This window comes from Pediococcus argentinicus, from assembly GCF_001437605.1.
Classification (GTDB): Bacteria; Bacillota; Bacilli; order Lactobacillales; family Lactobacillaceae; genus Pediococcus; species Pediococcus argentinicus.
On record NZ_JQCQ01000004.1, the window covers coordinates 1 to 11,712 of the forward strand.

The window sequence follows — 11,712 nt, forward strand, 5'->3', positions numbered from 1 at the left end:
CAACCACAAAGGGATTATCGCACAAATGCTATTAACCGCATTTGGTAGGCTTTTTACTATGATTAAGGTTCACTTCGATAACGCTGTAAAATTATGATTGCTACAATAACTAAAACTGATCCAAGTAGTTCCATAAAACTAAATTTCAATCCCAAGAAAACTAAACTAAGAATGAAAGTCACTACCGGCTGAACCGCATCTAAGATACTTACAACTGCGGATGGTGCAAAATCCAAACTGTGTAGTAATGATAAGAATGCTAGGATAGTTCCAATCAAAATAACAGTTGAAATGGATAACACGGTACTGACATGAATTGGTGGAACATCCACCCAGATTGGTCGTTTAATATTGAACAACAAACTGCCAATCATAAGAGCCCATCCCAAAACAATTACTGGTGAATGCTCTTTAGTTACTGGTTTAGGAAGCACGATATATAAAGCTGCTGTAACACCAGATAAAATTCCCCAGATTAATGAATCCATTGGAATTGCTAAGGTATGGATATTTCCCTTGGTAATTGCCAGGAAGACACCTAACAAAGCAATCGCAAATGCTATCATGTCACTTCGTAGTGGTGTTTCATGTTGGAACACTAAACTACCTAGAACGATAAATAGTGGACTTAAATATTGTAAAATCGTTGCTGAAGCAGCATTCCCGGTTTGAATACTCATATAAAAAGTAAACAGATTAGCCATTAAACCAAAAATGGCGTACGCAACTAACCATCCGATTAACCGCCATGATTTAAAGACATCAAAGGTCTTCATCCCATATCTGATAAAACTAATTATTAGTAAAACAACTCCCGCACCAAATGTCCGAACTGACAAAAACCAGTCGGCCGGAATATTTTGTCCCTGCGAAATAACCTGCAAAACAGTTCCAGAAACACCCCATAATGTTGAAGCTAAAATAGCCCAAAAGATACCTTTACCAACATGCTTTGAAACTAGTTCTTTTTCCATATCTACCATCCATCAAAAAATTTAATCTAGCGCTTATTATACCTAATTTACCCTAAAAAAAGAAACCGCCGTTAAGTGTGTTCAACATGCGATTTCAAAGCAATTCAAATTTAGACGTTCAAAACCTTGTTTAAGAATTCTTTTGTTCGTGGATTTTGGGGGTTATTGAAGATTTCCTCTGGTTTACCCTCTTCCATAATATGACCATCAGCCATGAAAATAACACGATCAGCAACTTCTTTAGCAAATCCCATTTCATGGGTCACAACAATCATCGTCATACCTTCCTTGGCCAAGTTACGCATTACCTCTAGTACGTCGCCGACCATTTCAGGATCCAATGCCGAAGTTGGTTCATCAAATAAAATCATATCCGGCTTCATTGCCAAGGTTCTCGCAATCGCCACCCGTTGTTTTTGACCGCCAGATAATGATTGAGGTTTTGCATCAAACTTGTCCTCTAGGCCAACTTCTTTTAAGAGACCACGAGCTAAAAATTCGGCTTCCTGTTTATTCACCTTGCCTAATTGTACTGGTGACAGCATTACGTTTTCACCAACGGTTAAATTGTTAAACAAGTTAAAATGTTGAAATACCATTCCGATTTTTTCACGAACCTTGTTCATATTAACTTTTGGATCATTTAAATCATGACCATCCACTACAATTTGACCGCTAGTTGGTTCTTCTAACTTGTTTAAAGTTCTCAAAAACGTACTCTTACCTGAACCTGATGGACCAATCATAACGACTACTTCATTATCTTGAACTGTCAGATCTAATCCTTTTAAGACTTCATTACTGCCATAAGATTTACGTAGTTGTTTCACTTCGATTTTTGCACTCATGCGTTCATCCTCCGTTCAACCCATTTAGAAAGCCACGTCAATAACGTGATAATAACAAGGTAAATCAAAGCCACCATTGTCCAAATCTTAAATCCTTCAAGATTTCTAGCGATAATAATTTTACCTGTTTGGGTCAATTCCAAAATACCAATAATTGATAAGATTGAAGTATCCTTCAAAGTAATAATAAATTGGTTAATAAATGATGGAATCATGATTTTCAAACCTTGTGGTAAAATGACCCGACGCATTGCTTTTCCATATGGTAATCCCAAACTTCGAGCCGCTTCCATTTGGCCATCATCGACTGCTTCAATCCCACCTTTAACGAAAGCTGCTGTATAAGCCCCTTCATTTAAGGTTAAGGTGATAATTCCGGCAACAAATGCTGGAATCTTTTGTCCAATTAAATTTGGTACTCCAGTATAAATGAAGAGTGCCAAAACTAGTAAAGGCAATCCACGGAAAATGTAGATGATAACTGTTGAAAGTCCATTAGCAAACTTACTTGGGACCACACCCATCAATCCTAAAAGCACCCCAAAAGCAGTGGCAAAAATGATTGAAAGAATTGTTAAAACGAGTGTCTGTTGAAGTCCACCAAGTAATGCATCTTTATTTTGCTTCCAAAGGTCCCAAAAAGAGTTTTGACTATGTTCTTTTTCTTGTGCAGCAACCGCCTTTTCGCCTAAATAGCGTGAAACAATCTTTCCGTACTGACCGTCTTCATGAAGTTTCTTTAGACCTGCATTAAATTGTTTCAACAACTTCTGGTTATGACTTTTTTTAACCGAGAATCCATATGATCCACTTGTTAATGGTTGAGTAATAATCTTTAATTTAATACCGGTTCTGATCGCATATTGCATAACTGGTTGATCTTCAAAACAGGCTACTGAATTACCAGTAACAACGTCACTATACATATTATCTGAATCATCAAACGTCACTGTCTTAAACCCATACTTCTTTTGAATCTTTTCTGCATACGTAGCAGCGGCTGTTCCGGTTTTAATCGCAACCTTCTTACCTTTTAAATCCTTAAAATCTTTCACTTTAGAATTCTTACCAGTTGCCATAACAACACCTGTTTTGAAATATGGTGTCGAAAAGTCCATCTTTTGTTTACGTTCCGGAGTGATCGTTGTTCCAGCAATAACACCATCTAACTGTCCAGCATCCAAAGCTTGGACGGCAGCGTTGAACCCAACCGGTTTAACATTAACTTTAAATCCCTCTTCTTTAGCCGCAGCCTTCATAATATCGATATCAATACCGACATACTTATTTTTATCATTTGCAAATTCAAACGGAGGATATGTCACGTCCGTCCCGATCTGGTATGTATTATCATCTGCATGAATCTTATCAGTATTTACAAGTGCTAATCCCACTAAAATAAAGAATGTTGCAACTATACTAATCCAACCTATTCTGCCTTTTTTCATAACAGCCTCCACTGATGTTACATAATCTAACATTAGAACTTTTAAATAAATATATCACACAATTTTAATTTTGAAAAATAAAATTGGTACATTTAATCTAAAACGAATCTATGAATCCCTCGTACCGATATCGGAGTATATAAAAAAGAGCAACCAGTGGCTGCTCTTTATATTTACTATATTAAGTTATTGGTCTATCTATAATCCACGGTTACTCTTTTTAATAATTTCAAGAATTTGATTAATATGTTGAAGTGTCAGCATGAAGTTATTCCCACCGTAATCTGAAGAAATTGCTGATAACATTTTATCAAACCGGGCTTCGTTTTGTTTGTACATTGAACGGCCCATTTGAGTTAGTAATAGATACTTTTTACGACGATCAACACGGTCAGTAACTTGATCAATATATCCTAAATCAAGCAAAATACCCACCTTACGAGAAACAGCACTCTTAGTTACGTACTGTTTTTCGGCGATCTCACTAAGTGTGATGTTTCCATCGCCCGCCTTAGCTATAAAGTGAATAATCATGAACATATCGAACGAAATTTGATCATCGGTAATCTTACTTTCCAACGTTGAACTTAAAATCTTAAGACTCTTGTTATACGTTGAAACGACAAAATCAATTCGTTCCTGTTCACTCATTTTCTCAATATGATTTGCTTCCATTATTTATCCCCTGTTTTCTAATCCTAGCACGATTAAGTATATTAAATTCATCATCATTCGTGTACATTATCAATGTAATTATAGAAATATGTTATATAACCTATACTTATTTAATCTCGAGTATTTGGCTTAACCTCATGCTTGTGCTTAATATCCTGAGTAGGAGCAGGTGGGGCCTTTTTCTTCGTGTCTTTGCTGATAATATTCTTGTTAATAATATCTAGTGTTTCTGGGTTGCTTGGCAAGTCAGAATGGGCCGCGGTTGTTCCGGTAACTGTAATCTGGGTGTACTTCTTAACCTGCTTCTGGAAAACATACTTTCCGGCTTCAACACTAGCTTCAGGTACCGTTCCGTCACTGGAGTAATCTTCGGTCCCCGTGATGGAATATACCGTCAAGTTCTTATCAATTTTGGAACGGTCATTGATTAAATCGTTCAGCATAACCGTCTTATTACTCAAAGAATCTTCATATGAGTTAAATGGTGATCCCATTGTTAAGAGCTTCGTCATATGTACTTCATCGGAGTTGTTGTAATCTTCCAAAAAGAATGACAAAACCAAGCCACCATTTGAATGACCAATCGCTTTAAAATTATTGAAATTATAGCGTTTAACTAACGATTGAAGTGCAATATTGAACCAACGTGATTCCTTTTTAATCGTTGTATAGCCATCACTATTATCTTCAAACGCTACAACAATAAATGGTTGGAGATCATTAGGACGAATAGAACCAGTGTATTTAATCGTGTCGTTCTTCATAATTTCAACTTTTAGAACGCTATGTTGCACATGTGAACCGGTATTGATGGTTTTAAAAATATCATCAAAGCGATCCTGATCGGCACTACTTCCTGGCACCCAAATAACAGGTGACATTTGGGAGTTATGTCGTTGTTCCATATTCTTAATACTACTGTGTGACCAAGCTAACGTTGGAAAAATCAGAATAACTAAAACTAACAGGCTAGCAATAATAATTGATCGATTAAAATTTTTCATATCTATTTACCAGCCTTTCTGGTATCTTCCATCTTTTCAGCTATGCGGTCGCCAACCTGAACGAACGGTAAATAAATCACCATATCAACCACAATCAATGCTATTGTCAGGATTAACGCTTGAAAACTACCATTGGTACCAACAAAGCCCATTAAAATGGTGGGTGTTCCGACTGGAATTGGATAAACCGCAGTTGGTACTAGATGCATCCCAATAGCCATTAATACTAATCCCCAATTAACAAGTGGTGCTAGTAAAAACGGTAATAGGTAATTCAAGTTGAACAGCATTGGAACACCAACTAGGACTGGTTGATTCAAATTAAACAGTCCTGGTAAGAAGGTCTGACGAGCAACTCGTTGCATGCTTTCATGCTTAGAAATCAGCAAAATCACGATTAGCAGTGCCAGCGTTGAGCCAACCCCACCAATATTCGTGTAAATACCGATAATCCCATGCCCACTAAATGGATATGGAACATTACTGGAGCCATGTTTCTCCAATGCACTATTCAAGTTTGAAAGATATTCCGTACCGACAATTTGCGAGTTTCTAATTGGTGAGCCTAAGCCAATAAATTGCATGAGAACACTTATGATAATAATTCCCGTCAAAACCCATGCTGAATGCGTATTAGCCACACTATTGTTAATCCACTGATTGAATCCTTGGCTAATCGCTTTTTCAGTTACTAAGTACATCAATTGGTTGGCAACACCAAAGAACAGAAGCGAAACAATAATGGCCAATGGCGTATCAAAAATCCGATCACGAATTGATTGCACGTCCGCATCATCTACTTCACTAGGCTTAGTTAAGAATCGGAAGAACTGCGCTGTGATAAATCCAGCAATAATTCCTAGCAATAAGCTCTGAAATCCTAGTCCTTGATAGTTAAATGCTACTAATCCATCTGAACTATCGTAAAAATTAAAAACCAAAAATCCAATCGAGCTTGTTAAACCAACCAATTGATCACTATGTCCATAAGATTTCACCAAATACTTGGCAACACCATAGGCCGCAATGACACTTGAAAAGCCTAACGTCATTCTGGATACCGATCCAAAGAAGTAATTTAACGCACTAGCATGCGGTAACCACTTGGTTATTTTAAACAAAACATCAAAGTACGATCCTGGAATCAGAAAGGCATTTCGAAGCATATTTAAAATGACTCCAAATAGTATGAATGGATATAACATCACTAATGTTCGGTGCACAGCAGAATATATCCGATTCTGTCTCAGCTTAATCAGCCGGCTGGTTACGAGCGTTTCATACCATACAGCAAATCTGGATAATTTCATTAGCCTCACCATCTTTCAATCACATTTATTTCTGCCTCAATTTAACCGCAAAACTACTTGTTTATCAAATTATTTTACGCTGTTAATGAAATTAAATAAAAACCTTTAGGAGTATAAATAAAAGACTAGGAAAATTAAATTTTCCTAGTCTCATAATTATTAATATAAATCATTCACTCGATTTTGAGTTTCGTCATGTTCAAGGTATTCATCATAAGTTGTATCAGCACGATCAACAACACCCTTATCAGATACTTCAATAATGTGGTTGGCAATTGTTTGAATAAACTGATGATCATGTGATGTCATAATCACTGAACTTGGGAAGCTAATCAAACCATCATTCAATGATGTGATTGACTCTAAGTCCAAATGATTAGTTGGATCATCTAGTAACAAGACGTTAGCCTTGCTAAGCATGACCTTAGACAACATACAGCGAACCTTTTCCCCACCAGAAAGTTTTGTAACATCTTTCAATACGTCTTCGCCTGAGAAAAGCATCTTTCCTAGGAACCCACGCAAGAAAGTATTATCGCTTTCTTCTTTAGGTGCAAATTGACGCAACCATTCCAAAATATTTAGTTTTGGGTCTGAGAAGTATTCATTGATATCTCTTGGTAGATAACTGCGTTTAGTTGTTTGACCCCAAGTTACGCTACCAGTATCAGGTTCAATTTCACCAGCTAAAATCTGCATTAAGACAGTTGTAGACAAATCATTTTTACTTAAGATAGCTGCTTTGTCACCTGGGTTAACTACAAAAGTAATATTGTCCAAAATTTTAACGCCATCAATAGTTTTAGAAACCTTATCAACCCGCAATAAATCATTCCCTAGCTCACGTTCTGGTGTGAAACTAATGAATGGATATTTACGTGAAGATGGTTTGATATCATCTAGTGTAATCTTTTCTAATTGCTTCTTACGTGAAGTAGCCTGTTTTGATTTCGAAGCATTCGCACTAAAACGTGCCACGAAGTCTTGTAATTCTTTAATTTGTTCTTCTTTTTTAGCATTTGAGTTTTCTTGTAACTTAGCTGCTAATTGGCTTGATTCCAACCAAAAGTCGTAGTTACCAACGAATAATTGAATTTTACCAAAGTCAACATCACACATCATTGTACAAACCGAGTTAAGGAAATGACGGTCATGAGATACGACAATAACAGTATTAGGAAAGTCAGCTAAAAATCCTTCTAACCATTCAATTGAATGTGGATCCAAACCGTTTGTAGGTTCATCAAGAACAAGAATATCAGGCTTTCCAAAAAGAGCTTGTCCCAAAAGAACTTTAACACGTTGTCCTTCAGTAAGTTCGCTCATTTTGCTGTCTTGAAGCTTTTCATCAATACCAAGTTGTTGTAATAATTGAGCAGCCTCTGATTCAGCATTCCAACCGTCCATTTCAGCAAATTCACCTTCTAATTCAGCGGCTTTTAACCCATCTTCATCGGTAAAATCAGCTTTAGCATAGAGAGCGTCTTTTTCCTTCATAATTGAATATAACTTTTCATATCCTTGAAGGACCGTTTCCATTACTGTAAATTCTTCAAAGGCATAATGGTCCTGGTTTAAACTAGACATACGTTCATTAGGATCAATTGTGATATGTCCACTAGTAGGTTGTAGTTTACCCTCAAGAATTTTTAAGAATGTTGATTTACCAGCACCATTAGCACCAATAATCCCATAACAATTTCCAGGGGTGAATTTTAAGTTAACATCTTCGTACAACTTCCGGTCTGAAAATTGCATGCTCATATCTGTAACAGTTATCATTTGAAACCTCATCTTTTCAGTATTAAAAAGAGTTTGAAGTAGTAAACCCACTCCAGACTCTTTTTATTATTATCTAAAATTAACATATTTAGTCATTTTCAACAACGTCTTTAACCGAATCTTTGCGATTACGATAGAACAAAAAGACGGGTACTCCAATGGCTACAATGATTAATGAAACTAGCACACCACCAAAGTCATTCATTACTTCACTAATAAGAACGAATAATGAACTACCAATCGCAATAATTGGAGTTAGTGGGAACAATGGAACATTAAATGGACGCTTCAAGTCTGGATTTTCACGACGTAATTTGAACACACCGAAAAATGCCATGACATAGAAACAGTAAACCGTAAAAATACATAGTTCAGACAAACGGTCAGCATTGAAAAAGACAATCATAATTACAGCAATCGTAACCGTCACAATTACAGAAACGATCGGTGTTCTTGTTTTAGGGTTTAAGTAGCTGAGTTGCTTTGAAAATGGTAATTCCTTATTTCTAGCCATTGCGTACATAATACGTGGGAACGTCATAATCTTCCCGTTCATACACCCTATAATAGAAATAATAATTCCAATACTTAATATTCGTCCACCAATTAAACCAAAACTTCGATTTGCTAAATATGGAATTGCACCGATACCTAGTTGATGAACTTTTTGTGCATCGACACTCTTGAATACTGCAAAACTAACTAAAAGATAAATAACAGAAACGCTTAAGATTCCTAGCACGATAGCTTGTGGCAAACGTTTCTCAGGGTTCTTAATTTCTCCACCTAAGTTAGCTACTAAAATCCAGCCATCAAAAGCAAATAATGTTCCTAAGATAGCTACTCCAAAATTACCAACTGTGCCATGAATTGAACTAACACTGGCACCAATAGCATCAGCTTTTCCAAAGAAAAGTCCAAAAATAATAATACCGGCAATTGGTACCAACTTACAAATCGTTGTTATGATGGCAAATAAAGCTCCATAACGATTAGAAAAGAAATTTAAAATAGCCACTAAAACAACTGTTCCCACTGCAATTGGTACTTTTAATGCTGGATCAATTCCAAAGAAATCTACGAATAGAATTCCGAGGTATGCTCCTAAAGCTGCAATCATTGAGGGACCATATACAATGATTTGCATCCAGCCGGATAAGAAGCCCCAGATTCTGCCATACATCCGGTCCATGTAATAATACAAGCCACCAGTTTTAGGCATCTGAGCTGCGATTTCCGCGATAGTGAGGCCCGCGGTCAACGTCATCACCCCACCGGCTAACCAAGCTAACAACGCCATTGAAACGGATCCGGTATCGTCCAGCACCGCCGCTTGTCGAACAAAAACTCCGGAACCAATAATCGTTCCCACAACTAAAGCCAACGCTGACCATAGTCCGAGGGACCGATTCAATGTAACATCCTTTTTGACCATCACTATCACTCTCCTTCATATCAATCCATTACTTTTATTAAAAAACGATTAGCAACAGTCTAACATAATTATCATTCGGTTGTCGATAACTTTTATCGCAAAATAAAAAGACTACGTTTACACGTAATCTTTTATTGATTTAAGTTTAATCTGCTGATAGAGCTTCCACTGGATCTAATCTTGAAGCCTGACGAGATGGCATTAATGCGGCAATTAAACTAATCACAACACTTACTACAATTCCGAAGATTAAGTAATCTGGTGTTATGTTAACAATTGAGTAGTCAATCTTGTCATTCGTAATATGATTAATTCCTAGTTCAACTAAGAGTGCAATTCCAGCACCTAATAAACTTGAGAATAATCCGATGAAGAATGCTTCTGAAACAAACAAGTGGCGAATATCACGACGACGAGCACCAATTGCACGAAGAATTCCAATTTCTTTTACACGTTCTGAAACACTGATGTAGAGTACAACAATGATCATAATTGCTGAAACAAGTAATGAAATTCCGGCAATGGCTGCAAGAACGTAGAATGCCAAACTAATGTATGTGTTCAAAGTATCAAGAATAGCGCCAACACCAGTAATCGTGTAAGTCTTTACTTCTTTACCTTTTTTATTCTTTGATTCAAAAGACTTAATCTTGTTTTGAACCGCTTTTACATTTTCAGTCTTATTAACATTGACTGTCATGAAATTAGGTTTGAAGTCAAGCTTCTTATCTTTGTACATATCTTTGATGGCATCATAGCTTGCTGCTGTTGTTCCTGATGTGATGATACCAGAAACTCGTAGATCTTTTTTCATTTGAACTGGTTGTTTCTTCTTATTCATAGTTGTTACATATAATGTAACTTTACGACCAACCATTTCTTTATAGTGCTTATCAAACTTCTTAGCAGTTGCCTTATCTAAGACAATTTCACCATCTTTGTGTGGGGCACGACCATATTTGATATCACTTTCACGTTCAGTCTTATTCCAAGTTTGGAAATATTGTTGTGTAGCTGATTTCTTACCACTGTGTACTTGGGCACCTTGAGTATAGAAACCACGTTCAACATTATCGACATGATCGATTTTAGTCATACGGTTATAATCTTTGTCTTGAACGCCTTTGTAATCACCGCTTCGGGCTTCTTCATCACTGACATTCATTCCAACCTGAACAGCAGTTGGATTAATTTGAGATGTGATCTGGTTGTTGATGTAACCACGAACACCATTTCCCAAACCTAGCATTAAAATAACTGAGAAAATACCGATTGAAGCACCAAAGATAATCAAAAGATTTCGCTTCAAGTTATAACTCATATGTTTAAGTGCCATTCTTAATGAGGCTCTAAATGTAAGATGCTTAGACTTGAATGACTTTTCACTTGATTCAACTGGATATGGTTCACGTAAATTAGATTCTTGGTGAATCACACCATCATCCAAATGAACGATTCGTGTACCAAAGTCAGCAACTTCTTGTGAATGAGTAACGGCAATAACTAACTTGCCATCTTTAGCGATTGATTCCAAAATTTCCAAAACTTCTTTTGTATTTTGGCTATCTAAAGCACCGGTTGGTTCATCCGCAATAATGATATCAGGATCACTAGCTAACGCACGTGCAATAGCGACACGTTGCTTCTGACCACCAGAAAGTTGATTAGGATGTTTCTTCATATGTTCTTCCAAACCAACTCGTTTAAGTAATGATTTAGCACGTTCAACACGTTTTGCACGTGAAAGCTTTGTCATTTCTAGTGAAACCATAACGTTGTCTAAAATTGAGAGATGGCTGATTAAGTTAAAACTTTGGAAAACAAACCCAACTGTTTGACGACGGTAGTTATCCAAAACCTTTTCTTTAGCGGTATGGAGTGATTGTCCTTCATAAACCACGTCACCATCATATTGATGATCTAATCCACCAATGATGTTCATCAATGTTGATTTACCACCACCAGATTCACCTAAAATCGAAACAAATTCGCCTCGATCAAATTTTAAATTGATTCCTTTTAAGACTTTAAATTCTTGATTGCCTAGATAATACGACTTATGAACATCGCGTACTTCTAACATACTCATTATGTTACCCCCATTTTATAATGCATACGCTTCTGCATAAATTATTCTCCAACAAAAGTTAACCATCATTATATTAGTTAGGTACTTAAATATCANATTAAGTTCCCTTTTTTATTGAAAAATAATTATCATACAAGAACGTGATTT

At 36.5% G+C, this 11,712-nt stretch carries 9 protein-coding genes; all 9 read right to left on the reverse strand.

Annotated elements, in window-relative coordinates:
• Positions 1 to 62: 62 nt before the first annotated feature.
• The 9 genes from IV88_RS01515 to IV88_RS01555 all read right to left on the reverse strand — a co-directional run bounded on the left by IV88_RS01515 (position 63) and on the right by IV88_RS01555 (position 11,565).
• Positions 63 to 974, reverse strand: a complete 912-nt coding sequence (locus tag IV88_RS01515; protein WP_057798007.1) for a DMT family transporter — start codon at positions 972 to 974, stop codon at positions 63 to 65.
• Positions 975 to 1,084: 110 nt separating this feature from the next.
• Positions 1,085 to 1,822: an amino acid ABC transporter ATP-binding protein gene (locus tag IV88_RS01520; protein WP_057798009.1), complete on the reverse strand. Its 738-nt coding sequence runs from the start codon at positions 1,820 to 1,822 to the stop codon at positions 1,085 to 1,087.
• On the reverse strand, positions 1,819 to 3,270 hold the full coding sequence (locus tag IV88_RS01525) for an amino acid ABC transporter substrate-binding protein/permease (RefSeq protein WP_057798011.1): 1,452 nt from the start codon (positions 3,268 to 3,270) through the stop codon (positions 1,819 to 1,821). The genes IV88_RS01520 and IV88_RS01525 overlap by 4 nt, the downstream gene beginning before the upstream one ends.
• A 198-nt stretch (positions 3,271 to 3,468) precedes the next feature.
• Positions 3,469 to 3,945: a MarR family winged helix-turn-helix transcriptional regulator gene (locus tag IV88_RS01530; protein ID WP_236698588.1), complete on the reverse strand. Its 477-nt coding sequence runs from the start codon at positions 3,943 to 3,945 to the stop codon at positions 3,469 to 3,471.
• Between the two features lie 110 nt (positions 3,946 to 4,055).
• Positions 4,056 to 4,949, reverse strand: coding sequence for an alpha/beta hydrolase (locus tag IV88_RS01535; RefSeq protein WP_057798014.1), 894 nt, complete (start codon positions 4,947 to 4,949; stop codon positions 4,056 to 4,058).
• Between the two features lie 2 nt (positions 4,950 to 4,951).
• Positions 4,952 to 6,271 (reverse strand): PTS transporter subunit EIIC, encoded by a 1,320-nt coding sequence (locus IV88_RS01540; protein ID WP_083486815.1) that lies wholly within the window; start codon positions 6,269 to 6,271, stop codon positions 4,952 to 4,954.
• Positions 6,272 to 6,418: 147 nt separating this feature from the next.
• Entirely contained in the window at positions 6,419 to 8,041 is a 1,623-nt protein-coding gene (locus IV88_RS01545; RefSeq protein ID WP_057798018.1) for an ABC-F family ATP-binding cassette domain-containing protein, read from the reverse strand.
• Between the two features lie 88 nt (positions 8,042 to 8,129).
• Positions 8,130 to 9,479: an APC family permease gene (locus IV88_RS01550; protein WP_147165212.1), complete on the reverse strand. Its 1,350-nt coding sequence runs from the start codon at positions 9,477 to 9,479 to the stop codon at positions 8,130 to 8,132.
• A gap of 142 nt (positions 9,480 to 9,621) precedes the next feature.
• Complete coding sequence (locus IV88_RS01555) at positions 9,622 to 11,565, reverse strand: ABC transporter ATP-binding protein/permease (protein WP_057798021.1); 1,944 nt, start codon at positions 11,563 to 11,565, stop codon at positions 9,622 to 9,624.
• Between the last annotated feature and the right edge of the window lie 147 nt (positions 11,566 to 11,712).

Bases quoted from the DNA above. Each gene is read 5' to 3' on its own strand.
- IV88_RS01525 (WP_057798011.1), bottom strand. From the start codon at position 3,270: ATGAAAAAAGGCAGAATAGGTTGGATTAGTATAGTTGCAACATTCTTT.
- IV88_RS01520 (WP_057798009.1), bottom strand. From the start codon at position 1,822: ATGAGTGCAAAAATCGAAGTGAAACAACTACGTAAATCTTATGGCAGT.
- IV88_RS01555 (WP_057798021.1), bottom strand. From the start codon at position 11,565: ATGAGTATGTTAGAAGTACGCGATGTTCATAAGTCGTATTATCTAGGC.
- IV88_RS01545 (WP_057798018.1), bottom strand. From the start codon at position 8,041: ATGATAACTGTTACAGATATGAGCATGCAATTTTCAGACCGGAAGTTG.
- IV88_RS01535 (WP_057798014.1), bottom strand. From the start codon at position 4,949: ATGAAAAATTTTAATCGATCAATTATTATTGCTAGCCTGTTAGTTTTA.
- IV88_RS01515 (WP_057798007.1), bottom strand. From the start codon at position 974: ATGGAAAAAGAACTAGTTTCAAAGCATGTTGGTAAAGGTATCTTTTGG.
- IV88_RS01530 (WP_236698588.1), bottom strand. From the start codon at position 3,945: ATGGAAGCAAATCATATTGAGAAAATGAGTGAACAGGAACGAATTGAT.
- IV88_RS01540 (WP_083486815.1), bottom strand. From the start codon at position 6,271: ATGGTGAGGCTAATGAAATTATCCAGATTTGCTGTATGGTATGAAACG.